Below are 24,615 nucleotides of genomic sequence, written 5' to 3'. Positions count from 1 at the left end.
GCGTCAGCGCGGGACGTCGATCACGCGCGAGGCGCCGCTGACGAGCGGATGCCACGCTCCGGCCGACCACGCCGCGACATCGGCCTCGAGCGCCGGAAGCTCACCCGCCGGAGCCCACACCTCGAACACGGCATCCGCCCCGTAGGAAGTCTCCCCGAGCACCGCCCCGTGCACGCCGACCCACTCGCGCAGTGCGTTGTCGATACGGCCCGCCTCGGCGTGCGGCACCGCGACGGTTGCCTGCGCCAGCAGCATCCGATCCTGCAGCGCGGCGAGGTCGAGCGCCTCCGAGACCGCGGAGGAGTACGCGCGCACCAGTCCCCCGGCACCGAGCTTGATGCCGCCGAAGTAGCGCGTCACGACCGCGACGACATCGGTCAGTTCGCGGCGGCGCAGCACCTCGAGCATCGGCATGCCGGCAGTGCCGGACGGCTCGCCGTCGTCCGAAGATCGCGCGCGGTCGCCGCGCAGTCCCGTGACCTGCGCAGAGCAGTTGTGCCGGGCATCCCAGTACTTCTTCTTGATCGCGGCGATGACCTCGTCGGCCTCCTCGGGCGAGGAGACGGGCGCCACATGCGCGAGGAAGCGGGACTTCTTGATGACGAGCTCGTGGTCGACCGCTGCGGCGATCGTCGCCGGATAGTCGGTCACGTCGGCAGCCAGCCCAGCTCGCCCGAGTCCAGCCGCGCGGCGGTGCCGGCGAACCACTCCCGCTCGGCGGCGAGCTGATTCCTGTCGTACTCCGCCTCGATGAGCAGGATCGGGGGCACCTCGGATGCCGCGGCGAGATCCGCGGCGGCGAGCGCGATCGCCGCGTCCAGCGCGGCGACGCGCGCGTGCAGCGCGACCACCGCGTCATCCCGGCCGAGGATGCCGAGGAACGACAGCGCCGCGACGGTGACGGTGCGGTCGGCCTGCGGCGTCGCGAGCAGGGCGAACACCCGCCGCCTCGCCTCCGCGCGGCCGGCCTCGGTGAGGGCGAACACCGTGCGCTCCGGGCGCCCGCCGGCCTGCTCCGAACCGATCGGCTCGATGAGATGCGCGGCTTCGAGACGCTGCACCGCGTGATAGATGCTGCGCGGGGCGCCGCTGACGAAGTCCTTGCGCGTCCCGACCACGAAGCGATGGATGTCGTACGGATGCCGCGGCCCGACCGTCAGCAGCGCGAGCACCGTGAGCGCCGGCAGATCACGCTCTGCGCGTGTCAGCGGACGGTTCGACTCGGTCATCTCTGCGAGTCTAGGGCTTGACAGCCACTTAGTGCATCCTGCACTATTCTTACTGCAACTTGCACTAAGAGGAGATGAGAGAGATGGCCGACCACCCCGTAGGAATCGACGAGACGCTCGACCGCATCCGCCGCGCCTGGGATGCCGGCGACGCCACCGCATACTCCGAGGAGTTCACCGACGACGCCAGCTACGTGATCTTCGCCGGCCTGATCAGCACCGGGCGCGACGAGATCCGCGCCGACCACGTGCCGGTGTTCGAGCGCTGGCAGCGCGGCAGCCGCATGTCGATGAAGGTCCTTGATGTGCGGATGCTGGGCGAGGACGCCGCCGTGGTCGTCACCGAGGGCGGGATCGGCAACGGGCGCGGCATCCGGCGCGACGGCGACATCAGACACGACAAGGTGCAGACCTACGTGCTCGTGCGCGAAGGCGACCGGTGGCGGTGCGCGGCCTTCCAGAACACGAAGCGCAACAGGCTGTTCGCCGCCGTCAATGCGCGCGAGAAGCAGCGCCTGGCCGCGGCCTGACCGATTTCAGTTGCGCTTCAGCCTGCAACGGCGAGACTGGTCGGATGCGGATCCTGCTGGTCGATGACGAGGTGCGGCTCGCCGACGGCATCCGCCGCGGCCTGGAGGCCGAAGGCATGGTGGTCCGCGTCGCCCATGACGGGATCACTGGCCTCGACGCCGCCCGTGACGGCGACTACGACGCGATCGTGCTGGACGTGATGATGCCGGGCATGAGCGGCTATCGGGTCTGCCAGACGCTGCGCGCCGAGGGCGACTGGACTCCGGTGCTCTTCCTCACCGCGAAGGACGGCGAGTGGGACGAGGTGGAGGGGCTGGACACCGGCGGCGACGACTGGCTGACCAAGCCGTTCTCGTATCCCGTGCTGGTGGCGAGGCTGCGCGCGCTCGTGCGCCGGGGCGGGCGGGAGCGACCCGCCGTGCTCGAAGCCGGCGATCTGAGACTGGATCCCGCCGCCCGCCGCGCGTTCCGGGGCGACGAGGAAGTGACTCTCACCGCCCGCGAGCTCGCGGTGCTGGACTTCCTGCTGCGTCGTCGCGGCGAGGTCGTCACCAAGCGCGAGATCATCGCGAACGTCTGGGGCGACGACTTCGACGGCGACGCCAACATCGTCGAGGTGTACATCGGGCACCTGCGAGGCAAGGTCGACCGCCCGTTCGACCGCTCCTCCATCGAGACCGTGCGCGGTGCCGGGTACCGGCTCGCCGCGACGGGCGGCTGAGGTGGCTGCTCGGAAGGTGCGGATCACGCGATCGATCCGCGCGCGGATCACGCTCGGCGCACTGATCGTGGTCGCGCTCGCACTCGGCATCGGCTCGGTCGTCGCCGTGCGCATCATGGACGGGTCGCTCACCGAGGGCGTCTCGGTCGCGCTGGACCAGAACCTGAAGACGATCGCCGATCAGGTCGATCGGAACCCGTCCGCGGTCAAGGACCTCGACAGCGATGTGCTCGTGCGTCTCGACCCCGCAGGCGACAAGGGCGGCCAGGGGTCCGACGACGATGACGAGGATGACGAGACCAACGACGACGACGCCGTCGGTCTGCCCACCGCCGCGGAGTCCGACCCCGTGCGGGTCATCATCGACGGGGAGCCGTATCTCGTGGCTTCCGAGGAGACGGATGCCGGCCTGCTGACCGTCGCGCAGCCGCTCGAGCATGTCGACGACGCCGTGTCCACCGCGACCGGCCTGCTCCTGGTGGCGGTGCCTCTTGTGCTGCTGCTGATCGGCGGCGTGCTGTGGGTGGTCACCGGACGCGCACTCGCCCCCGTCGAACGGCTGCGCAAGCAGGTCGACGGCATCGACGCGACCGACCTCGATCAGCGCGTCGATGCCGGGCGGGGTGACGAGCTCGGCGCACTCGCGGGCACCATGAACGGCCTGCTGGACCGCATCCAGGCCGCGCAGCTCACGCAGCGCCGGTTCGTGAGCGACGCCTCGCACGAGCTGCGATCTCCGCTGGCGACGATGCGGCAGCATGCCGAGCTCGCCGAGGCGCACCCGGAGGCGACATCGCTCCCGGCCCTGAGCGACGTCGTGCTCGCAGAGGGGCTGCGGATGCAGGAGCTCGTCGACGGTCTGCTGCTGCTCGCGCACCTGGATGAACGGCGCGAGCGCGCCTCCACGTCCGTCGACCTCGACGACCTCGCGCTCGCAGAGACCCGTCGGCTGCGCGGGACGGGTGTCACCGTGGATGCGAGCGGGATCGGGCCAGGGCGGGTGACCGGAGACCCGGCCCTGCTCGGCCGCGTCGTGCGCAACCTCGCCGACAACGCCGCGCGTCATGCGCGCACGAAGGTCGTGATCCGGGTGACCGCCCTCGACGGCCGGGCGCTGCTGCAGATGCAGGACGACGGCAGCGGCATCCCGCCTGCGGATCGCGAGCGCGTGTTCGACCGCTTCGTGCGACTGGACGAGGGGCGCGCCCGTGACGCGGGCGGCAGCGGCCTCGGGCTGGCGATCGTCGCCGAGGTCGTCGGCGCGCACGGCGGGACGGTGACGGTGACGGATGCCGCAGACGGCGGCGCCCTCTTCACCGTCGACCTGCCCGCTGCCTGAAGGATTCTTCAGGATGCTTCAGGAGCGGTTCACCCCTGCTCGGACAGGCTGAAGTCATGGATACCGAGAAGAACACCCCGCAGGACGACACCGTGACCGCCCGGATGCCTGAGCAGCAGGCGGATGCCGCGAAGACGACCGAGTCGGAGCGCAGGCCGATGAGACGACCGGGCCGGATCGCGCTGATCGCGACGGCCGCGGCCGTGGCTCTGGTGGCGGCCGGAGGCGGTGCCTACGCAGTCACCGGAGGCTTCGACGACGACCGCGGGTCGCAGGGCGCCTCCGCTGACGACCATGACGGTGCTGACGACGCGCACCGGGACGGCGGGCGGCACGACGTCGACGCCGAGGACGCCGACGACGACGACGCGGCCGACGACCGTCGAACCGGCACGCAGGCGCCCTCGGATGCCGCATCGCTGCGGGCGGCGGCCGAAAGCGCCCTCGCCGAGACCGGTGCGCAGGGTGCGACGTCGATCGAGGCCGAGCACGGCGGCTACGAGGTGGAGCTGCGGCGCACCGACGGCTCCGAGATCGACGCGTTCGTCACCTCCGACGGCGCGGTGCGTGTGACCGACGACCAGGGCGACGACAGGACTGACGACGCTCTCATCGATCTGGGTCGCCTTCCCGCACTGACCGGCGCTGCCGTCCAGGCCGCGAACGGAACCGTCGAGAAGGTGTCGACGACCTCGCGGTCCGGTGCCGTCTACGAGATCGACGTGCGCGCGAACGACGGACGCGACGCCGAGATCCTACTCGCCGCAGACACCACGGTGGTCGGGGTCGACCTCGACGACTAAACGACAGGCTCCGTCAGCTCGACCAGGATTCTCACAGTGCGAAGGTTGCGCGAGGTGCCGGCCACGCCGAGAGCCCGGTCGAGCACCGGACCGGTGAGCTTCGTGGACTGCACGCCGCCGTCACCGTAGTCGATCCACAACTCCCGTCCGACGAGCTGGACCCGTTCCCACGGTTGCAGGCGGGGCATGAGCGCCTCCACCGCGCCAGGATCCGCCGGCCCCTCGAGGAACATCGCGTGCAGCATCTTGTCGGCCACGGCATCCGGGAACGGGTTCTCGGCCAACGCCGCGACCAGCTCTTCGTGACTGCGCTGCACCACCGGGGTGTCGACGCCGAACTCCTCCGCGATCAGCGCGCGCACCGCAGCAGGATCAGCCGGCAGATCGCAGAACACGTTGCCGCTGGCGATGTAGGTGGTCACGTTCTGCAGCCCCAGCCGATCGGCGAGCACCGCACGCAGCTCGGCCATGGGCACCCTGTTGCGGCCGCCGACGTTCACCGCACGCAACAGCAGTGCGCAGCGCTCGGTCACGCGCCGCTCTCGGCGAGCTCGGCGCCGGCATGCGCGAGTTCGGCCAGCGCGACGGCGCTGGAGTCCTCCCCCACACCCGCGACGAGGTCGGTCAGGATGCGCACGTGCACGCCGTGCGCGACCGCATCGAGAGCGGATGCCCTGACGCAGTGATCCGTCGCGATGCCGACCACGTCGGCCTCGACGACGCCGTGCGCAGTGAGGATCTCGGCGACGGTGTCGCCGTCCTCGGCCGTGCCCTCGAACATCGAGTACGCCGGGCGCCCCTGCCCCTTGCGTACGTGGTGGGTGATGGCCGCCGTCTCCAGCAGCGGGTCGTAGTCGGCGCCGGCCGTGCCTGCGACGCAGTGCACGGGCCAGCTGTCCACGAAGTCGGGCTCCGCGGCGAAGTGCCCGCCGTTGTCCCCCTCGGCGTCGTGCCAGTCGCGCGAGGCGACGATCACGTCGTAGTCGCCGGCCTGTGCGGCGAGCAGGCGCGAGACACCGGATGCCACGGCGTCGCCGCCCTGCACCGCGAGGGCTCCGCCCTCGGTGAAGTCGTTCTGCACATCGACGATGAGTAGTGCTCTGGCCATGGCTCGAGCCTACGCCGCGGCGGCATCCGGGGGACGGCGAAGGCCCGGGATGCTGCATCCCGGGCCTTCTGTGGAGCCACCTGTCAGATTTGAACTGACGACCTGTTCTTTACGAGGGAACTGCTCTACCCCTGAGCTAAGGTGGCCTGCACCGCGAACCGCGGCACGATCAACGATCCTACCCTGTCAGAGGCCGTGCTGCGAAACCGAGGTCTCGATCACCCGCAGCGCAGGCCGTCCTTCGGCACGGTGTCGTCGAGGAAGAACGAGTTCACGGCGTCGTCGACGCAGGAGTTGCCCTTGTTGTAGCCGGTGTGCCCCTCGCCGACGCGCGTGATCAGGACGCCGTTCTCGAGTTGGTCGGCCAGCGACACGGACCACTCGTACGGGGTCGCCGGGTCGTTGGTGGTGCCGACCACGAGGATCGGACCGGAGCCCGGCGCGACGATCTTCTCGCGCTTCCCGGTGGCCGGATACGGCCACTGCAGGCACGGGTCGGGAGCGTTCCAGTACGGCGCCAGAGTCGGCGCCCCCTTCTCGACCTTCGCACGCGCGGCCTTCTCGTCGGCGGGGTTCGTGTCGACCGGGTAGTCCATGCAGTTGTACGCCGAGAACGCCTCGGTCTGGTTGTCGGCGTACGTGCCGTCCTCGCCCCGGCCGTTGTAGTTGTCGGCGAGGAAGAACATCTGTGTCGGGTCGCCCTGCAGCGCGCCCTCCAGTGCCTGGCTGAGGTACTCCCAGTAGTCCTCCGAGTACAGGGCCTGGATGATGCCGGTGAGCATCGAGTCGGCGCCCATCATCCGGCCGTCGCCGCCCTCGAGGGGGTTACGGTCGACCGCGGCGAGGAGTGCGGAGAGGTCGGCGCGCGCCTCGTCGACCGTTCCGTTGAACGGACAGCCCTTGCTCTTCACGCAGTCCTCGAGGTAGGCGGTCAGCGCCGACTCGAACCCGAGGGCCTGAGTCGTGCCGACCTCGAGGCCGGGCACCGACGGATCGATCGCACCGTCGAGCACCAGGTGCGTTGCCCTCTCGGGGTACAGCTTCGCGTACGTGGCGCCGAGGAACGTGCCGTAGGAGTAGCCCAGGTAGTTGAGCTCTTTGTCGCCCAGCACCGCGCGCAGCAGATCCATGTCGCGGGCCGCGTTCACGGTCGTGACGAACGGCAGGATGCCCGCGGAGTTCTCGTCGCATGCGGCGCCGAACGCCTTGTTGCGGGCGTTGAGCTCGGCCTCCCACGCGGGGGTGTTCCGCGGGGACTTCGGGATGCCGTAGAGGTACTGGTCCATCCGCTTCGCGTCGAAGCACTTCACGGCGGTCGAGTCGCCCACACCGCGCGGGTCGAAGCCGATCACGTCGAAGGACTTCTCCAGGTCTTTGCCGACCGCGTAGTCCAGGCTGCTCTGCACGAAGCTCTTGCCGCTCGCACCGGGGCCGCCGGGATTCACCAGCAGCGAGCCCTTCGCAGTGCCGCTCGCCCGGTGCCGCACGATCGCCAGCTCGATCTCGCCCTTGCCCGGGTTCTCCCAGTCCAGCGGAGCTTTCACGTCGGTGCAGTCGAAGGAGGGGCCGCAGCCGCTCCAGTCGAGCTGCTGGTCGTAGAACGGCAGCAAATCCTCCGCGACGCCCGAGGTGTCGGGAGCCTTCGTGGCCGCGGGCGGCGACTCGGCGGGGATCATCGAGTACAGGCATCCGCTCAGCACGAGTGCCGCAGCGGCGGCACCGGCGACGACGGCGCCGATCCGGCGCAGCCGGGAGGTCGATCGGTTCTTCACGGTGTCCTTCCGCTCGTGACTGTCACGAGAAGGCTCTCCAGGGCGAGCAGCGGAGCGACGTTGCGCTCCAGCGACTCGCGGGTGTCGGCAAGGTGGTCGAGCACGATCAGCGTGCGCTCGATCGGCCAGGATTCGGCGAGGGCGCGCAGCTCTCCCTCGAGCTCGCGGTTGATCAGATCGTCACCGCGGCCGTACTGCAGCATGATCAGGTCGCGGTACATCGACTGAAGGTCGGTGAGCACGCGGTCGATGCCGTCGCGCAGACTACGGGTGGCGCGCTTCTTCTGGTCGTCCTCGAGCGCCGAGATCTGGGTGCGCAGCGCAGGCGGCACCGCCTGCCCCTCGGCGATGCCGACGGTGCGCAGCAGGGCGGCGCGCTCCGCGGCATCCCGCTCTGCGGTGAGCGACTTGGCGTCGTCGGTGGCTGCCTGGATGACGCGACCCGCGACGTCGACCGCATCGCGGACTCCGCCGACGCCGAGCACGGCGCGCAGGGTCTCGTCACGACGCCGCCGTGCCGCCTCGTCGGTGGCGAGGCGCTGCGCCATGCCGATGTGCCGCTGCGCGTGCCGGGCGGCCTGCTCGGCGATCTGCTCGTCCACCCCGGTGCGCTCCACGATCAGGCGTGCGACGTCGGCGGCATCCGGCTCGCGAAGGCGCAGGGCGCGCACCCGGGAGCGGATGGTGGGCAGCAGGTCGGCCTCGCTGGGCGCGCAGAGCACCCACACGGTCCGCTCCGGTGGCTCTTCGAGGGCCTTCAGCAGCACGTTCGAGGTGCGCTCGACCATGCGGTCGGCGTCCTCCACGACGATCACACGGTACCGGCCGGCGGAGGGTGCGAAATAAGAGCGGGCGACGAGGTCGCGCGCCTCCCTGATGGTGATCAGGACCTTCTCGGTGCGCAGCACGGTGACGTCGGGATGGGTGCCGGCGAGCACCTGACGCATGGTGTTCTCGTCGTCGGGGCTGTCCGCGATGAGGGCCGCGGCGAAGGCGTAGGCGAGGGTGGAACGGCCCGATCCCGGCGGCCCTGTGAGCAGCCAGGCGTGCGACAGCGCGGCGGGATCGGATGCTGCCTGACGCAGCGTCTCGACCGCGGCGTCCTGCCCCCAGACATCCGTCCACGGGAACGGGGCGGTGGTCGTGAGGGTCATGCGCTCCAGCCTAATCGGAGGGTCCGACGCCCGCCGCTCAGAGCAGGGGCTCGACGCGGTCGCGGACCTGCGCGGCGATCTCGTGCGCGGGAAGCGCCGCATCGACCACGAGGAAGCGCTCCGGCTCGGCCGCGGCAAGGCTCAGGTACGCCTCGCGCACCCGGGCGTGGAACTCCTCTTTCTCCGCCTCCAGCCGGTCGAACGGCTTGTCGTCGGCGTCCAGCCGCAGGCGGGCAGCGGCCGGGTCGAGGTCGAGCAGCACGGTGAGGTCGGGCAGTGCGCCCTCGGCCGCCCACAGCGACAGGTCGCGCACCTCGGTGCCGTCGAGCACCCGGCCGGCGCCCTGGTAGGCGACGGAGGAGTCGAGGTACCGATCCTGGATGACGACCTCGCCGCGAGCCAGCGCCGGGCGGACGACCGTCGCGACGTGGTGCGCGCGGTCGGCCGCATACAGCAGCGCCTCGGCACGCGGGGCGATGTCGCCGCGGTGGTGCAGCACGATGTCGCGGATCAGCCGGCCCACCTCGGAACCGCCGGGCTCGCGGGTGTGCAGCACGCTGCGTCCGCCCGCGCCGAGCCAGGTCGACAGCAGTTCGGACTGGGTGGTCTTCCCCGAGCCGTCGCCGCCCTCGAACGTGATCCAGAGTCCGGAGGTCACGAACCTGCCTTCTTCTTCGCCGCGTTCGCGGCGCGCGTCGCAGCGGCTTTCTTGGCCGCCGCCGAGCGGGCCGCCGCCTTCTCGGCATCCGTCACTTCGTCTCGCTCCGCTCGCTCAATACGGCGCTTGGCGGGCGCCTTCTTCGCAGCAGGCTTCTTCGCGGGCGCCTTCTTCGCCGGGGCCTTCTTCGCACCGCGCTTCGGGGCCGGCCCCTTGGCGCGCTTGTCGGCGAGCATCTGCACGGCGGTCTCGAACGTGATGTCGGTCGGCTGCTGGCCGCGCGGGATCGTGACGTTCGTCTCGCCGTCGGTGACGTACGGGCCGAACCGGCCGTCGCGGATGCGGATCGGCTTGCCGCTGACCGGGTCGGCCTCGAACTCGGCGATCGCGCTGGACGCACGGCGTGAACCGGCACCGTACTTCGGCTGCGCGTAGATCGCCAGCGCCTGATCCAGGGTGATATCGAAGATCTGCTGCTCGTTCTCCAGCGAGCGCGAGTCGGCACCCTTCTTCAGGTACGGGCCGTAGCGGCCGTTCTGGGCCGTGATCTCTTCTCCGGATTCGGCGTCGACACCGACGACGCGCGGCAGGCTCAGCAGCTTCAGCGCGGTGTCGAGGTCGATGGTGTCGACCGACATGGACCGGAACAGCGACCCGGTGCGCGGCTTCGGCGCGGCATCCTTCTTGGCCTTCTTCTTCGGCTTCACTTCGACGACCTCGCCCGTGGCGGCGTCGACCGCGGCATCCTCGGTGACCGGGTCGTTCTCCTGCACGTAAGGACCGAACCGGCCGTCCTTGACGACGATGATCTTGCCGTTCTCGGGGTTCTCCCCCAGTACGCGGTCGCCCGCGACCGGCGCATCCACGAGTTCCTTCGCCTTCGCGGCGGTGAGCTCGTCCGGTGCGAGATCCTCCGGGACGTTCACGATGCGCGGCTTCGCCTCCGGGTTCGCTGGGTCTGCGACCTCGAGGTAGGGCCCGTACTTGCCGAACCGCAGCGTGACGTTCTCGGCGATCGGCGTGGAGTTCAGCGCACGCGCGTCGATCTCGCCGAGGTTGTCGACGACCTGCCGGAGGCCGACATGTGCGTCCGAGCCGAAGTAGAACGAGTTCAGCCACTCGTTGCGGTTCTGCTCGCCGCGGGCGATCGCGTCGAGGTCGTCCTCGAGGGCCGCGGTGAAGTCGTAGTCGATCAGCTCGGCGAAGTGCTGCTCGAGCAGTCGCACCACGCTGAACGCCATCCAGGTCGGCACGAGAGCCTGTCCGCGCTTGGTCGCGTAGCCGCGGTCGATGACGGTGCCGATGATGCTGGCGAACGTCGACGGGCGGCCGATGCCGTGCTCCTCGAGCGCCTTCACGAGGGATGCCTCGGTGTAGCGCGGCTTGGGGCTGGTGCGGTGGCCCTTGGCCTCGGACTCAGCCATGCCGAGTGCGTCGCCGACGGCCACGGCCGGCAACGACTGGTTCTCGGCGGCGTCCTGCGAGTTGCGCTTCTCGTCGCGGCCCTCCTCGTAGGCCTCGAGGAAGCCCTTGAAGGTGTAGACCGTGCCGGATGCGGTGAACTCGACGCGCTTGCCGGCGGCATCGGCCTCGAGTGTGACCGTGGTCGTCTCGTACTTCGCATCGGACATCTGGCTGGCGACGGTGCGCTTCCAGATCAGGTCGTAGAGTCGCTGCTCGTCGCGATCCAGCTGCGAGGAGACGGATGCCGGTGTGCGGAACGTCTCGCCGGAGGGGCGGATCGCCTCGTGCGCCTCCTGCGCGTTCTTGCTCTTCGACTTGTACACGCGCGGCTTCAGCGGCACTGCGGCGTCGCCGTACAGCGCGACGGCCTGGTTGCGCGCGGCCTGGATGGCCTGCGTGCTCAGCGCGACCGAGTCGGTGCGCATATAGGTGATGTAGCCCTTCTCGTACAGACGCTGGGCTGTGCTCATCGCCTGCTTCGCGCTCATCGAGAGCTTGCGTCCGGCCTCCTGCTGCATGGTGGAGGTGGTGAACGGGGCGTACGGGCTGCGGGTGCCGGGCTTGGCCTCGACCTTGGTGACGGTCGCGCGGGCCGCGGCGTCCACGGCGGCGGCGATCTCGGCGGCCTGCTTCTCGCTGAGGACGACGACCGCCTTCTTCAGCTTTCCGGTGTCGTCGAAATCAGTGCCGCGGGCGAGCTGGCCGCCGTCGACGCGCACCAGGCGCACGCGGAACCCTTCGTCTCGCTGCGCTCGCTCAGGGACCGACACGAATGCGGTCGACTCGACGTCCCAGTACTCGGCGGAGGTGAACGCCATGCGCTCGCGTTCCCGGTCGACGATCATGCGGGTGGCGGCGGACTGCACCCGGCCGGCCGACAGGCCCGTCTTGACCTTGTACCAGAGCACCGGCGAGACGTCCCAACCGTACAGACGGTCGAGGATGCGACGGGTCTCCTGGGCGTCGACGAGCGCGAGATCGAGCTCACGCGTCTTGCCGACGGCGGCCTGGATGGCGTCCTTGGTGATCTCGTGGAAGACCATCCGCTTGACGGGCACCTTGGGCTTGAGAGTCTCGAGCAGGTGCCACGCGATGGCCTCGCCCTCGCGGTCCTCATCAGTGGCGAGCAGGAGCTCGTCCGCGGACTTCAGGGCGCGCTTGAGCTCGGCCACGGTCTTGGTCTTGCGATCCGAGACGACGTAGTACGGGTCGAAGCCGTGGTCGACGTCGATCGAGTACTTTCCGTACGCCTGCTTGTCCGCAGCCGGGATGTCCTTCTTGTCGGCGAGGTCGCGGATGTGACCCACCGAGCTGAGCACCTCGTAGCCGTCGCCGAGGTATCCCTGAATAGACCGCATCTTCGTCGGGGACTCGACGATGACGAGCTTCTTGCCTTCAGCCAAGGGTGCGTCCTTTCTTCGAAGCACACCATACACACCGCGTTCGTGTCGTGAACACAGCGTCGATGAGGGGATGTTCCGCAGTCACGTCCCGTCGGGTGGCCCTGCGCGGGCCCGGGAGACGGCGGCGAGACCAGCGTACGCCGCCCGGACCTGGACCGTCGCCACCAGCCCGTCGACCGAGCACTCTGTGAGAGAAGCACCAGCCGCCGCGGCCACCCGCTCCGCGACGACGCAGGGGTCGTCGGCGGAGGGCACGGCGCCGGATGCGGTGTCGGCGGCGGCGAGCGCAGCGGCGTCCGCGGCGGCCGCGGTCCGCTGTGCGGTGACGGATGCTCCGCCCACGGCTGCGAGGCCGAGGGCGAGTGTCGCGGTGACCGCGAGCACCCCGGTCGCGAAGGCCGTTCCTGCCATGGTCGTGTCCCTTCTTCACAGCCCGCCCGAGAGCGCGCAGCTCGAGGCGCGCAGCGGCACCGAGATCACTCGGCCGACCGAGAGCTCCGCGGTCGCCGTCACGCAGATCAGGTCGCCGCGCTGCTCGGATGCCGCCCCCGCACCGTCGACGGCGGCACTGACGGTGCCGAAGGCGCGATCGGTGCTCTCGCCGCGGCCGAGCAGCCGTGCGGCATCGGCCGCGGCATCCTGCAGCGAGACCTGGCGGGCGGCGGCGGCGAGCGCGCCGACGCCCAGCATCATGACCAGGAGCACGGCGGGGACGGCGACGGCGAGCTCCGCCGCCACCGATCCCGTCTCGTCCGACCTCCGCCGCCCGCGCGATCGCATCACGACACCGTGAGCGCCCGGCGGACGAGATCGGTGAGGATGCCGCGCACCTCGTCGGATTTCATGATGACGACCAGCAGGCCGGCGAAGGCCACGGCGGCCATCGTGGTGATCGCGTACTCCGCGGTCGCCGCGCCGGACTCGTCGGTGAACAGCGACGCGGCCCGGCGCCGGGTCAGTTCGGGAATCGGGTTCTCGTTCATTTCCTTCTTCTCTCTCCTGGCGGGCATCGGATGCGCCCGCACGTTCAGATCGGCAGCGGCGTCGAGGCGAGCACACTGAGCATGAGCGGAGCGACCCCGAGCAGCAGGAACGCGGGCAGCGTGCAGGCGCCCAGGGGCAGCAACAGGCGTGACGACAGTCGCGCAGCGCGCAGTCGGCCCTGCACGCGGGCCTCCTGCCGCTGCTGGGAGGCGGACGCCCGCAGCAACTCTCCGGCGGGCACGCCGGCCGAGCGGGACAGCTCCAGCACCGAGGCTGTGCGATCGGCGTCGTCGCCGAGGGAGGCGGGGCTGCGCTCCACCAGCTGCAGAGCGCGCGGGATCGCCGCGCCGCCCGCGAGGGCGACCGACATCAGTTCGGCGTGCATCCCCGGTGTGCCGGCAGCCGGCTGCGCCCTTCGTACGAGTGCGGACGTCCACCCTCGCGCGGCCAGGACCAGCAGCACCCCGGCGATCACGCACCCCGCACCGAACGGGTTCGTCACCAGCACGCCGAGCGTGTCGAAGCCGAGCGCGAACCCGAGCAGCAGGCCGGCGAACGGCAGCCAGAGCAGCAGCCGCGCGGTGCCGGTGGGCTCGGCGAGCGCGATCCGCACGTCGTCGGCCGCTGTGGCGGCATCCTGCAGCGACTCTGCCAGCGACCTCAGCACGTCGGCCAGGGGCGCCCCCACCGTCGTGGCGATCTCCCACGCGGCGGCCACGTCAGCCCAGGCACCGCCCTGTGCGGCGATCTCGGTCACCAGCTCGCCGCCCTGATCGCAGCCCGCCACGACGCGCTCGGCATGGGGGTCCCCCGACTCGGCCAGGTGCCGCCATGCCGTCATCGGACGGGCACCGGCCTGCAGCAGCACCGCCAGAGTGCGCACGGCGGCGGCCGCCTGAGCCGCCTCGACTCCGGCATCCGCCTTCGCGTGCGACCCGCGCCGTAGGCTCACCACGGCTGCACCTCCTCGATACCGAGCCGTTCGCCGTCGAGAACGAACCGGCCCGTCTGCACGATCTGCCTGGTGCCGTCCGGACGCCGCGCGAGATGCACCACCACGGTGAAGGCGCTGACGACCTGGCGCGCCAGCGCCGGGGCATCCATCCCGGCGAGCGCGCCGAGCGCCTCCAGCCGGGCCGGCACGTCGGCGAGGCCGCTCGCATGCAGGGTGCCGGCGCCGCCGTCGTGACCGGTGTTCAGGGCGGTGAGCAGATCGCGGACCTCCTCACCGCGGCACTCCCCCACGACGAGCCGGTCCGGCCGCATCCGCAGCGATTCGCGTACCAGCATCGCGAGGGTGATCCGCCCGGCTCCCTCGAGATTCGCCTGCCGCGCCTCCAGCGCGACGTGGTGCGGATGCGGCGGCCGCAGCTCGGCGACGTCCTCGATCGTCACGATGCGCTCGCCGTCGGGGACGGCGGCCAGCATCGCCGAAAGCAGGGTCGTCTTGCCCGTGCCCGTGCCGCCGGTGATGAGCACGTTGGCGCGCTCCGCGACGAGCGTCCGCAGCCAGGCGTGCTGCGCGGCGTCGAACGCACCCAGCGTCGCGAGTGCACCCAGGTCGGCCGCGCGCACCCTCGGCACGCGGATCGAGAGCGCGGTGCCCGAGGTCGACACGGGTGCGAGCACGGCATGCACACGGATGCCGGAGTCGAGGCGCACGTCGACGCAGGGTGCTCGATCGTCCAGGTGACGACCTCCGAGACCGACCAGCGCGACGGCCAGATCGCGCACCTCGCGCTCGGACGCCCTCCACTCCGGCACGCGCTCCGTGCCGTGACCACGGTCGACGAAGAGCCCGCCGGCACCGTTCACGAAGATGTCGGTGACCCTCTCGTCGGCACAGTGCTCGGCCAGCGCGCCGAAAGCCGGGTCCACCTGCAGCGGCGTGCTGCGGTCCTCTGCGGTGTCCGGCGCGCGGCGGGGACGGAGCACGAACGGATCGGTCATGCCCCGACGCTAGAAGGCGGGCCGAGGGGCGGAGCGCCGCGAACACACGCCCTGTGCAGAAGAGATCGCAGAACACGATTGTGGAGAACCGCTGTCGCGACCAGCGCGGGAGCGCTCCCAAAAAGTGGGCGGCATCTCACGGGGGGAATGAGATGCCGCCCAGCGCGCGCCACCGAATCGGGGGGTGTCGGGCGCGCGAAAGCCGGAATACGATTACGGCTGAGCAAGAGTGTACGCAAGGTAGGCGTCCTCACAAAACGCACACGCACTACTGACTTTCGGCAGTATGCCCGGCCGGACGCCGAGGATAGATTCGCCGTGTCACGGTCATGTCCCTGCATGGCCCCCATCCGCGCAAAGGAGCGAGCGCCCATGAGCAGCCAGATCGATCATCTTCTCAACGAGTCCCGGCAGTTCCCGCCCTCGCCCGAGTTCGTCGCACAGAGCATCGACGACCCCGCCCTGTACGAGCGTGCGGCCGCGGACCGCGAGGGATTCTGGGGCGAGCAGGCCCGAGAGCTGCTGCACTGGCACAAGCCCTTCACCGAGGTTCTGGACTGGACCAACCCGCCGTTCGCGAAGTGGTTCGATGACGGCGAGCTCAACGTCGCGTACAACTGCCTGGACCGTCACGTCGAGGCGGGCATCGGCGACCGCGTCGCCATCCACTGGGAAGGCGAGCCGGGCGATTCCCGCAGCATCACCTACGCCGAGCTGACCGATGAGGTCAAGCGCACGGCGAACGTGCTGGCCGACCTCGGAGTGGGGCACGGCGATCGCGTCGCGATCTACCTGCCGATGATCCCCGAGGCCGTCATCTCGATGCTGGCCGTCGCCCGTCTCGGCGCCATCCACTCCGTCGTCTTCGGCGGATTCAGCGCCGACAGCCTGCGGTCTCGCATCGACGACGCCGGCGCGAAGCTCGTCATCACCGCGGACGGCGGCTACCGCAAGGGCAAGGTGTCGGCTCTGAAGCCGGCCGTGGACCTGTCTCTGGCCGACCGCAACGGCGAGGGCGAGCAGCAGACCGTCGAGCACGTGCTGGTCGTCAAGCGCGGCGGCAACGAGGTCGACTGGGTCGAGGGCCGCGACATCTGGTGGCACGACGTGGTGCCCGCGGCATCCGCCGACCACGAGGCGCAGGCGTTCGAGGCCGAGACGCCCCTCTTCATCCTCTACACCTCGGGGACGACGGGGAAGCCGAAGGGCATCCTGCACACCTCGGGCGGCTATCTGACCCAGGCCGCGTACACCCACAAGTACGTGTTCGACCTGCACCCCGAGACCGACGTGTACTGGTGCACCGCCGACATCGGCTGGATCACCGGCCACTCCTACGTCACCTACGGCCCGCTCGCCAACGGCGCCACCCAGCTCATGTACGAGGGCACCCCGGAGACCCCGCACCCCGGGCGCTGGTGGGAGCTCGTCCAGAAGTACGGCGTCACCATCCTGTACACGGCGCCGACCGCCATCCGCTCCTTCATGAAGATCGGCCGTCAGGTGCCGAACGAGTTCGACCTGTCCAGCCTGCGCCTGCTCGGCTCGGTCGGCGAGCCCATCAACCCGGAGGCGTGGATGTGGTATCGCGAGGTCATCGGCGGTGGCAAGGCCCCGATCGTCGACACCTGGTGGCAGACCGAGACCGGCGGCATCATGGTGTCCCCGCTGCCGGGCATCACCGCGGCGAAGCCCGGCTCGGCCCAGGTTCCGCTGCCCGGCATCTCGATCGACGTCGTCGACGAGCAGGGCAAGGAGGTCGAGTCCGGCAACGGAGGCCTGCTCGCGATCACCAAGCCGTGGCCGGCCATGCTGCGCGGCGTCTGGGGCGACCCGGAGCGCTTCAAGGAGACCTACTGGGAGAAGTTCGAGGAGCAGGGCTTCTACTTCGCCGGTGACGGCGCCCGCCTCGACGAGGACGGCGACCTGTGGCTGCTGGGCCGAGTCGACGACGTCATGAACGTCTCGGGTCACCGCCTCTCCACCGCCGAGATCGAGTCGTCGCTGGTCGCCCACGAGGCCACGGCCGAGGCCGCCGTCGTCGGCGCCTCGGACGAGACCACCGGCCAGGCCGTGGTCGCGTTCGTGATCCTCAAGGAGAGCTTCCTCGCGGAGCACACTCCCGAGGGCCTCGCCACGCAGCTGCGCGGCTGGGTCGGAGAGCAGATCGGCCCGATCGCCCGACCGCGGGACGTCTACATCGTCGGCGAGCTGCCGAAGACGCGCTCCGGCAAGATCATGCGCCGTCTGCTGCGCGACGTCGCCGAGGGCCGCGAGGTCGGCGACACCACGACGCTGGCCGACACCGCGGTGATGAGCATCATCTCGGCACAGGTCAAGTAGGCCGGAGCTTCATCACAGAGATGGAAAAGGCTGGTCCCCGGCATCCGGGACCAGCCTTTTCCATCTCTGGAGTGTTCAGCCGAGCAGGAATGCGACCTCGACCTCGACCGGCGCGTCCAGCGGCAGCACCGAGACTCCGACGGCGGCGCGGACGTGCACGCCCGCATCGCCGAAGATCTCGCCCAGCACCTCACTGGCGCCGTTCGCGACACCGGGCTGTCCGGTGAAGGACGGATCGGATGCCACGAACGCACCCACGCGCAGCACGCCGATGATCCGGTCGGCACCGCCGACGGCGGCTGCAGCAGCGGCGAGAGCGTTGAGCGCGCACGTGCGGGCGTAGCGCTTGGCATCCTCGGCGTCGACGCCGGCGCCGACCTTGCCGGTGGCGGGGAGCGCGCCGTTCTCGAACGGCAGCTGGCCCGAGGTGTAGACGACATCGCCGTGCACAGTGGCGGGCACGTAGGCGGCAACGGGCGCGGCGACGGCCGGCAGCTCGATACCGAGCTCGGCGAGGCGTGCGGTGGTGCTCATCGGATCAGTTCCCTTCGAACTGGCGGGCGGCCTCGGCCGCGGCTGCGAGGCCTGCGTTCTCGGTCGCGGCCTCCTGGACGGGGCGCTTGAAGTAGGCCACCAGACCGCCCTCGGGGCCGGTGACGACCTGCACGAGTTCCCAGCCCTGCTTGCCCCAGTTGTTCAGGATCGCCGCCGTGTTGTGGATCAGCAGCGGGGTGGTCAGATACTCCCACGTCGTCATGGCACTCCTGTGCGTCAGCAGGCCTGCAGCGGCCTGGCATTCGGGCTGTTATTCAGGGAACTCCCCTACGATCAAGCGTATGCCCCAAACGAAACGCACGGTGAAGGGTGTGCTCGGCGGACTGCTCGGCCTGGTCGGCCTGAGCGCGGTCGCCGGCCTCCTGGTCACTGCGACGGTCACCCCTGCCATCGCCATGGCCGGTTACACCGGCTCGCAGGCGCTGACCCTTTTCGAAGAGCTGCCGAGCTATCTGAAGCCGTCCGACCCGATGGCTCCCACGACGATCTACGCCACCGGCACGAACGGCCGACCGTCGAAGCTGGCCACGTTCTACGAGCAGAACCGCGTACCGGTCACGTTCAGCCAGCTCTCACCGACGCTGGTGGACGCGCTGCTGTCCAGTGAGGACAAGAACTTCTACGAGCACGGCGGCGTGAACCTGCTGTCGACGGTGAAGGCCGCGGTCGACAACTTCAAGGGCACCTCGTCGCGCGGTGCTTCGACGATCACCCAGCAGTACGTCAAGAACGTGCTCATCCAGCAGTGCGAGCAGGACGTTCCCTCGGACGACAAGCAGTATGAGGCCAAGATGCTGGCCTGCTACAACGAGGCCGCGACGGCGAAGGGCTCGGCGGGCATCGAGCGCAAGCTGCAGGAGATGCGCTACGCGCTGCAGGTCGAGAAGGACTACTCGAAGAACGACATCCTGCTCGGGTACCTGAACGTGTCGAACTTCGGCGGCACCACCTACGGCATCGAGGCCGCGGCGCAGCGCTACTTCAGCACGTCGGCGTCGAAGGTCACTCTGGAGCAGGCGGCGACGCTGGCCGGCATGGTGCAGGAGCCGAACTCGCTGCGCATCGACCGCCCCAAGGGCACCTGGACCGACAAGGACGGCAAGGCGCACAACAGCGCCGAGGACGGCTATCAGACGACGAAGACCCGTCGCGACTACGTGCTCGGCAACATGTACAAGAACGGCCAGATCACCAAGGCGCAGTACGACGCCGCCAAGGCGACACCGGTCACGCCGAAGCTCTCGAACACCGCCCAGGGCTGCGGTACCGCGGGCAACAACGCCTACTTCTGCAAGTACGTGCAGTCCATCCTCAAGGACGACCCCGCCTTCGGCGCCACGCCGGAGGAGCGAGCCTCGAACCTGAAGCGCGGCGGCATGAAGGTCTACACCACGCTCGACATGCGCCTCCAGGGCGCCGCCATCCAGGCCGTGCACGACCGCGTGCCGCCGACGATGGGCGGCATCACCGTCGGCGGAGCCGGCGTCTCGGTCGAGGCGAGCACCGGGCGCATCCTCGCGATGGCGCAGAACACGACCTTCAGCGAGTCGGCGGATGCCTCACTCGCCAAGGGCCAGTCGTCTCTGGTCTTCGCGGCGGACAAGAAGCATGGCGGCGGCAACGGCTTCCAGGTCGGTTCGACGTACAAGCTCTTCACTCTGATCGACTGGCTCGAGAAGGGCCACTCCGTCAACGAGGTCCTCGACGGCCGGGCACGCGTCTTCGGCACCTTCAACCGCGACGGCTGTGGCGGTCCGTACGTGCAGAAGGAGAAGATCAACAACTCCGGCAAGTTCGGCGGCTACGTCGGCAGCGTGATGCGCTTCACCGCCGCGTCGCTGAACACCGGGTTCCTGGCGATGGCGCAGCAGCTGAACCTCTGCGATATCAACAACGTCGCGAAGCGCATGGGCGTGCACCTCGGCAGCGGGTGGGACGTGACGAAGGAAGACAACGCGAAGAATCCCGGTGCCAACGACCCGTTCCCCTCGGTGCTCGGTTCGAAGAACATCGCCCCGCTTCAGATCGCCGGCGCCTACGCGACCGTCGCGAACAAGGGCAAGTTCTGCGAGCCCCGCGCGATCGACAAGGTGATCGGCCAGGACGGCAAGGAGATCGCTCCGCCGAAGGAGTCCTGCACGCAGGTGATCGCGCCCGAGATCGCCGCGACCGCTGCCTACGCCCTGCGCGGCGTCATGGACCACGGCACCGGTTCCAACGCCAACCCGAATGACGGCACCCAGCTGATCGGCAAGACCGGTACCGCCGAGAAGGCGCACACCATGCTCGCCGAGGCGAGCACCAAGGTCGCGACCGTCGTCTGGGTCGGAAACGTGACCGGCGACAAGTCGCTGCGGAACTACTCGTGGAAGGGCACTCAGCTCAGCAACATCCGATTCCCGATGGCACGGGCGATCCAGGGCGCGGCCAACGAGATCTACGGCGGCGATGCCTTCCCGAAGCCTGACCAGAACCTCACGCGCAAGGTGCTCAAGGATCTGCCCAGCGTCGTCGGCATGCCGGTCGACACCGCGAAGAAGACGCTGGAGGATGCCGGATTCCGGGTGAGCGTGGGTCCGGCCGTGGACAGCGACCAGCCCGCCGGCGTCGTGGCGACGCAGGCTCCCGGTGCAGGCCAGGTAGCAGCCGGGACCACGGTGACGATCTCGCCCAGCACCGGCAAGCAGGCGCAGACCGGCATGAAGGTGCCGGATGTGAAGGGCAAGTCCGCCGCCGAGGCGATCATCGAGCTCAACCAGGCCGGCTTCACGAACATCGACTGGGGCGGCGGCAAGTGCCAACCCGACTCGCAGGTCTCCGACACGGATCCGCCGGGCGGATCGACCGCGCAGCCCGACCAGCGGATCAAGCTGCAGTGCGACAAGGGCAACGGACGTTGACCACTCGTAGCACCCACCCGGCCCTCATCGCGCTCGGCGCGGTGGGGGCCGTCGGCGTCGCGGCGGCGACCTGGGGCATCGGCATCGAGCGCTACCTGTTCACGGTGCGCACCGCGACCGTGCCCGTGCTCTCCCCCGGCTCCGCGCCGATCCGCGTGCTGCACCTGTCGGATGCGCACATGGCGCCGTGGCAGCACCGAAAGCAGCAGTGGCTGGCCTCGCTCGCCGCGCTCGAGCCCGACCTCGTCGTGAACACGGGCGACAACCTCGGGCACGTCGACGGTCTCACCGGCATCCGCCACGCGTTCGCGCCGCTCGCGGGCATCCCGGGCGTCTTCGTGCACGGTTCGAACGACGTGCATGTGCCGTCGCCGCGCAACCCGTTCAAGTACTTCACGGGTCCGTCGAAGCGGCACACGAAGGCGCCGCTGCTCGACACTGCGGCCATGGACGCCTTCTTCACGGACGAGCTGGGCTGGACCGATCTCAACAACGCCGCGGCCCGTCTGACGGTCGCTGGTCAGAGCGTCGACTTCTTCGGCGTCGACGACCCGCACCGCGGCTGGGATCGTCTGGACGAGCTGCCGGAGAAGATCTCGGCCCTCGGGCCGCGGGATGCGGGCGCATCCGTCCTCGGGGTGGCGCACGCGCCGTACCAGCGCGTTCTGAACGAGTTCATCGACCTGGGCGCGGACATGCTGATCGCAGGCCACACGCACGGCGGCCAGGTATGCCTGCCCGGCTACGGCACGATCGTCGCCAACTGCGACATCCCGCTGAAGCAGGCCAAGGGCCTGAGCACGTGGTCGCACGGCGGTCGCTCGGTGCCGCTGAACGTCAGCGCCGGATGCGGCACGTCGATCTACGCGCCCGTGCGCTTCGCCTGCCGGCCGGAGGCCTCGCTGCTGACACTGGTCGCCCGCCCTCGATTCGGTAACAGCGCCGGTTCCATGTAGACTCGAACAGTTGCAAAAACGGGGTGTGGCGCAGTTTGGTAGCGCGCGTCGTTCGGGACGACGAGGTCGCAGGTTCAAATCCTGTCACCCCGACCAGCACTGAGAAAGACCCGCCGGATGGCGGGTCTTTTTCGTTTCCCTCTACGCTCGACACATGTCCCGCCGAGCCGTCACGACAGTCCTCGTCATCGGCATCGTGTTCGTCGTCGCCCTGCTGGTGCTGACGATCTCGCCGCGGCCGTTGCAGGACCGGTTCCCGGTCGCCCTGGACGAGGTGCTGCGCTTCGGACGGCACACGCTCGGATGGACCTGGCTCGACTTCACCGCGCTCGAGAAGATCGCGAACGTGCTGGTATTCATCCCCGTGGGTGTACTCACCGCTGTGCTCGTCCCGCTGCCTCGCTGGCCGATCGCGCTGCTCGTCGGCCCTGCGCTCTCCGCGGTCATCGAGATCGTCCAGGGACTGGCGCTCTCGCATCGCTCCGCGACGCTCAGCGACTTCGTGCTGAACTCCCTCGGCGCCACGATCGGCGCGGCAGTCACGCTCGGCGTGAGGGCCCTGCGCAGGCCGCGACAGACCCCCTCGTCTAGGCTGGAGGGATGACCACGCCCCGCCTTGTCGCCTTCGACCTCGACGACACGCTGGCCCCTTCGAAGGGCGCGATCGATCCCCGAATCGCCGCGCTCCTGCGCGCACTGATGCACCGCGTCGACGTCGCCATCATCTCGGGCGGCAACGAGGAGCAGTTCCGCTCCCAGGTGATCGCCCAGCTCGGCGAGACGGATGCCGCGGACCTGGCACGGCTGCACCTGCTGCCCACCTGCGGCACCCGTTACCTGCGCCACGACGGCGACGACTTCGCCCCGGTCTACGCGCATGACCTGAGCGCCGACGAGCGGGATGCCGCGCTGCTGGCGCTTCGTGAGGAGGCCGAGCGCCTCAGTCTCTGGGAGCCCGAGCCGTGGGGCGACATCCTCGAGGACCGCGGTTCGCAGATCACCTTCTCCGCCCTCGGTCAGCGCGCGCCGCGCGACGCGAAGACGGCCTGGGATCCGGATGGCGCCAAGCGCGCTGCTCTGCGCAACGCTGTCGCCGCGCGCCTGCCCGGTCTGGAGGTCCGCTCCGGAGGGTCGACCTCGATCGACATCACGCGCGCCGGCATCGACAAGGCCTACGGCATGAACCAGCTGGCCGAGCTGACCGGCATCCCGCTCACCGACATGCTGTTCTACGGCGACCGCCTCGACGTGGGCGGCAACGACTACCCCGTGCTCGCGATCGGCGTGCCCTGCGTGGCCGTGGAAGGCTGGGAGGACACCGCCGAGAAGCTCGACGAACTGCTCGAGACGCTGTAGCGGACGCGCCCTTCGTCTCGCTCCGCTCGCTCAGGGTCCGGACAGTCCGGTTCCCGAGCGAGGAGCGCAGCGACGAGCGCCGTACTGAGCGAGCGAAGCGAGACGAAGTGACGAAGGACGCTCGCTCAGCGAACCGGCGCGTTGACCGCCGGTGAGACCGGCACCATCCGGGTCAGCTGCGTCACGTGCGAGGGCTCGAGCTCGGCGAGCGACGAGACGCCGAGCAGACGCATCGTGCGCTCGATCTCGGTGCGCAGGATCGCGATCGTGCGATCGACGCCCTGCCGTCCGCCGGCCATCAGTCCGTACAGGTAGGCACGGCCGATCAGCGTGAAATCGGCGCCCAGCGCGACGGATGCGACGATGTCGGCGCCGTTCATGATGCCGGTGTCGACCATGACCGTGAAGTCGTCGCCGACGGCCTTGCGCACCTGCGGCAGCAGGTGGAACGGGATCGGCGCGCGGTCGAGCTGCCGGCCGCCGTGGTTCGAGAGCACGATGCCGTCGACCCCGGCGTCCTTCAGCCGCACCGAGTCCTCGACGTTCTGCACGCCCTTGACGACGATCTTGCCGGGCCACAGATCACGGATGACATCCAGATCGGCGTAGCTGATGGTCGGGTCCATCGCGGCATCCAGCAGCTCGCCGACGGTGCCACCGGTCGTCGAGAGCGACGCGAACTCGAGTTTCGGAGTGGTGAGGAAGTCGATCCACCACCACGGCCGCGGGATCGCGTTGATCACGGTGCCCAGCGTCAGCTGCGGCGGGATGCTGAACCCGTTGCGCTTGTCGCGCAGACGTGCGCCGGCGACCGGGGTGTCGACGGTGAAGTGCAGCGTGTCGAAGCCGGCCGCGGCGGCGCGGCGGGTGAGCTCGTAGGAGATCTCACGGTCACGCATGACGTACAGCTGGAACCAGTTGCGACCCTTCGGGTTGGCCGCCTTCACGCCCTCGATCGAGGTCGTGCCGAGCGTGGAGAGGGTGAACGGGATGCCGGCAGCCGCGGCGGCGCCCGCACCGGCGGTCTCGCCCTCGGTCTGCATGAGACGGGTGAAGCCAGTCGGCGCGATGCCGAACGGCAGAGCGCTCGGGCCGCCCAGGATCTCGACGCTCGTGTCGACCGCGGGCGCCGGCTTCAGGATGCCGGGGTGGAACTCCACGTCCTCGAAGGCCTGACGGGCCCTGGCCAGCGACAGCTCGCCCTCGGCGGCGCCGTCGGTGTAGTCGAAGGCGGCCTTCGGCGTGCGGCGCTTGGCGATCGTGCGCAGGTCGTAGATCGTGAGCGCGGCCTCGAGGCGGCGCTTGCGGGCATCGAGCTCGGGCTTCTTGAACTGCATCAGCTCGAAGAGCTCCGCAGGCTTGGGCAGCTGGCGCTGAACCATGGTGTTC

General features: G+C 69.7%; 25 protein-coding genes and 2 tRNA genes. 10 read left to right on the top strand and 17 right to left on the bottom strand.

What is annotated here, in order from left to right; all coding sequences use genetic code 11:
* Window positions 1-3: 3 nt before the first annotated feature.
* Together ACFVAE_RS16000 and ACFVAE_RS15995 are read right to left on the bottom strand one after the other, a co-directional pair.
* Window positions 4-651, bottom strand: coding sequence for a YigZ family protein (locus ACFVAE_RS16000; protein WP_378894236.1), 648 nt, complete (start codon window positions 649-651; stop codon window positions 4-6).
* Window positions 648-1,229, bottom strand: coding sequence for a PadR family transcriptional regulator (locus ACFVAE_RS15995; protein ID WP_378894233.1), 582 nt, complete (start codon window positions 1,227-1,229; stop codon window positions 648-650). Before ACFVAE_RS15995 ends, ACFVAE_RS16000 begins: the two co-directional genes overlap by 4 nt.
* An 83-nt stretch (window positions 1,230-1,312) precedes the next feature.
* On the opposite strand from ACFVAE_RS15995, the gene ACFVAE_RS15990 reads away from it, so the two are divergent.
* The 4 genes from ACFVAE_RS15990 to ACFVAE_RS15975 are packed head-to-tail and all read left to right on the top strand — an operon-like array spanning window position 1,313 to window position 4,623.
* Window positions 1,313-1,759: an SgcJ/EcaC family oxidoreductase gene (locus tag ACFVAE_RS15990; RefSeq protein WP_378894230.1), complete on the top strand. Its 447-nt coding sequence runs from the start codon at window positions 1,313-1,315 to the stop codon at window positions 1,757-1,759.
* 44 nt (window positions 1,760-1,803) lie between these two features.
* Window positions 1,804-2,481: a response regulator transcription factor gene (locus ACFVAE_RS15985; protein WP_378894227.1), complete on the top strand. Its 678-nt coding sequence runs from the start codon at window positions 1,804-1,806 to the stop codon at window positions 2,479-2,481.
* A gap of 1 nt (window position 2,482) precedes the next feature.
* A complete protein-coding gene (locus ACFVAE_RS15980; protein ID WP_378894224.1) occupies window positions 2,483-3,820 on the top strand; it encodes a sensor histidine kinase in 1,338 nt (445 codons plus the stop codon).
* 56 nt (window positions 3,821-3,876) lie between these two features.
* Window positions 3,877-4,623, top strand: coding sequence for a hypothetical protein (locus tag ACFVAE_RS15975; RefSeq protein ID WP_378894222.1), 747 nt, complete (start codon window positions 3,877-3,879; stop codon window positions 4,621-4,623).
* Here ACFVAE_RS15975 and ACFVAE_RS15970 read toward each other — a convergent pair.
* From ACFVAE_RS15970 to ACFVAE_RS15915, 12 genes are all read right to left on the bottom strand, one after another.
* Window positions 4,620-5,156, bottom strand: coding sequence for a DUF1697 domain-containing protein (locus ACFVAE_RS15970; protein ID WP_378894220.1), 537 nt, complete (start codon window positions 5,154-5,156; stop codon window positions 4,620-4,622). The genes ACFVAE_RS15975 and ACFVAE_RS15970 overlap by 4 nt on opposite strands.
* Window positions 5,153-5,731, bottom strand: a complete 579-nt coding sequence (locus ACFVAE_RS15965) for an isochorismatase family protein (protein WP_378894217.1) — start codon at window positions 5,729-5,731, stop codon at window positions 5,153-5,155. Before ACFVAE_RS15965 ends, ACFVAE_RS15970 begins: the two co-directional genes overlap by 4 nt.
* A gap of 71 nt (window positions 5,732-5,802) precedes the next feature.
* A tRNA-Thr gene (locus ACFVAE_RS15960) sits at window positions 5,803-5,877 on the bottom strand.
* A gap of 72 nt (window positions 5,878-5,949) precedes the next feature.
* Entirely contained in the window at window positions 5,950-7,503 is a 1,554-nt protein-coding gene (locus tag ACFVAE_RS15955) for an alpha/beta hydrolase (protein ID WP_378894214.1), read from the bottom strand.
* Complete coding sequence (locus ACFVAE_RS15950; protein ID WP_378894211.1) at window positions 7,500-8,657, bottom strand: DNA polymerase III subunit delta'; 1,158 nt, start codon at window positions 8,655-8,657, stop codon at window positions 7,500-7,502. The genes ACFVAE_RS15955 and ACFVAE_RS15950 overlap by 4 nt, the downstream gene beginning before the upstream one ends.
* Window positions 8,658-8,694: 37 nt before the next feature.
* The gene (gene tmk / locus ACFVAE_RS15945; protein WP_378894209.1) at window positions 8,695-9,315 is read right to left on the bottom strand and encodes a dTMP kinase; all 621 of its coding nucleotides are present in this window, start codon (window positions 9,313-9,315) and stop codon (window positions 8,695-8,697) included.
* Entirely contained in the window at window positions 9,312-12,182 is a 2,871-nt protein-coding gene (topA, locus tag ACFVAE_RS15940; RefSeq protein WP_378894207.1) for a type I DNA topoisomerase, read from the bottom strand. The genes tmk and topA overlap by 4 nt, the downstream gene beginning before the upstream one ends.
* Window positions 12,183-12,263: 81 nt before the next feature.
* On the bottom strand, window positions 12,264-12,593 hold the full coding sequence (locus ACFVAE_RS15935; RefSeq protein WP_378894204.1) for a helicase: 330 nt from the start codon (window positions 12,591-12,593) through the stop codon (window positions 12,264-12,266).
* A 15-nt stretch (window positions 12,594-12,608) separates the two neighbouring features.
* Window positions 12,609-12,920, bottom strand: a complete 312-nt coding sequence (locus ACFVAE_RS15930; RefSeq protein WP_378894201.1) for a TadE family type IV pilus minor pilin — start codon at window positions 12,918-12,920, stop codon at window positions 12,609-12,611.
* A gap of 41 nt (window positions 12,921-12,961) precedes the next feature.
* Window positions 12,962-13,165 carry a DUF4244 domain-containing protein gene (locus ACFVAE_RS15925; RefSeq protein WP_378894198.1) on the bottom strand — a complete coding sequence of 68 codons (204 nt, stop codon included), beginning with the start codon at window positions 13,163-13,165 and terminating at the stop codon, window positions 12,962-12,964.
* 44 nt (window positions 13,166-13,209) lie between these two features.
* Complete coding sequence (locus tag ACFVAE_RS15920; protein ID WP_378894195.1) at window positions 13,210-14,118, bottom strand: type II secretion system F family protein; 909 nt, start codon at window positions 14,116-14,118, stop codon at window positions 13,210-13,212.
* Window positions 14,115-15,116, bottom strand: a complete 1,002-nt coding sequence (locus ACFVAE_RS15915) for a TadA family conjugal transfer-associated ATPase (RefSeq protein ID WP_378894192.1) — start codon at window positions 15,114-15,116, stop codon at window positions 14,115-14,117. Before ACFVAE_RS15915 ends, ACFVAE_RS15920 begins: the two co-directional genes overlap by 4 nt.
* Window positions 15,117-15,488: 372 nt before the next feature.
* On the opposite strand from ACFVAE_RS15915, the gene acs reads away from it, so the two are divergent.
* On the top strand, window positions 15,489-17,459 hold the full coding sequence (gene acs / locus ACFVAE_RS15910) for an acetate--CoA ligase (protein WP_378894190.1): 1,971 nt from the start codon (window positions 15,489-15,491) through the stop codon (window positions 17,457-17,459).
* A 75-nt stretch (window positions 17,460-17,534) separates the two neighbouring features.
* On the opposite strand, the gene ACFVAE_RS15905 is transcribed toward acs, so the two are convergent.
* Together ACFVAE_RS15905 and ACFVAE_RS15900 are read right to left on the bottom strand one after the other, a co-directional pair.
* Window positions 17,535-17,993: a RidA family protein gene (locus ACFVAE_RS15905; protein ID WP_378894188.1), complete on the bottom strand. Its 459-nt coding sequence runs from the start codon at window positions 17,991-17,993 to the stop codon at window positions 17,535-17,537.
* 4 nt (window positions 17,994-17,997) lie between these two features.
* The gene (locus ACFVAE_RS15900; protein WP_378894185.1) at window positions 17,998-18,216 is read right to left on the bottom strand and encodes a hypothetical protein; all 219 of its coding nucleotides are present in this window, start codon (window positions 18,214-18,216) and stop codon (window positions 17,998-18,000) included.
* Between the two features lie 79 nt (window positions 18,217-18,295).
* Here ACFVAE_RS15900 and ACFVAE_RS15895 point away from each other — a divergent pair, with 79 nt between their 5' ends.
* The 5 genes from ACFVAE_RS15895 (at window position 18,296) to ACFVAE_RS15875 (ending at window position 23,226) form a co-directional block, all read left to right on the top strand.
* Window positions 18,296-20,914 carry a transglycosylase domain-containing protein gene (locus ACFVAE_RS15895; RefSeq protein WP_378894182.1) on the top strand — a complete coding sequence of 873 codons (2,619 nt, stop codon included), beginning with the start codon at window positions 18,296-18,298 and terminating at the stop codon, window positions 20,912-20,914.
* Window positions 20,911-21,870: a metallophosphoesterase gene (locus ACFVAE_RS15890; protein ID WP_378894179.1), complete on the top strand. Its 960-nt coding sequence runs from the start codon at window positions 20,911-20,913 to the stop codon at window positions 21,868-21,870. The genes ACFVAE_RS15895 and ACFVAE_RS15890 overlap by 4 nt, the downstream gene beginning before the upstream one ends.
* A gap of 19 nt (window positions 21,871-21,889) precedes the next feature.
* Window positions 21,890-21,966, top strand: a tRNA-Pro gene (locus ACFVAE_RS15885).
* Between the two features lie 58 nt (window positions 21,967-22,024).
* On the top strand, window positions 22,025-22,474 hold the full coding sequence (locus ACFVAE_RS15880; RefSeq protein WP_378894176.1) for a VanZ family protein: 450 nt from the start codon (window positions 22,025-22,027) through the stop codon (window positions 22,472-22,474).
* A complete protein-coding gene (locus ACFVAE_RS15875) occupies window positions 22,471-23,226 on the top strand; it encodes an HAD-IIB family hydrolase (RefSeq protein ID WP_378894173.1) in 756 nt (251 codons plus the stop codon). The genes ACFVAE_RS15880 and ACFVAE_RS15875 overlap by 4 nt, the downstream gene beginning before the upstream one ends.
* A 125-nt stretch (window positions 23,227-23,351) precedes the next feature.
* Here ACFVAE_RS15875 and ACFVAE_RS15870 read toward each other — a convergent pair whose 3' ends face one another.
* A complete protein-coding gene (locus ACFVAE_RS15870) occupies window positions 23,352-24,608 on the bottom strand; it encodes an alpha-hydroxy-acid oxidizing protein (RefSeq protein WP_378894171.1) in 1,257 nt (418 codons plus the stop codon).
* Window positions 24,609-24,615: the final 7 nt, after the last annotated feature.

Origin of the sequence: Microbacterium sp. NPDC057659 (assembly GCF_042799915.1) — a bacterium.
Lineage (GTDB): Bacteria > Actinomycetota > Actinomycetes > Actinomycetales > Microbacteriaceae > Microbacterium.
This window is presented reverse-complemented; position numbering and strand designations above follow the sequence as displayed.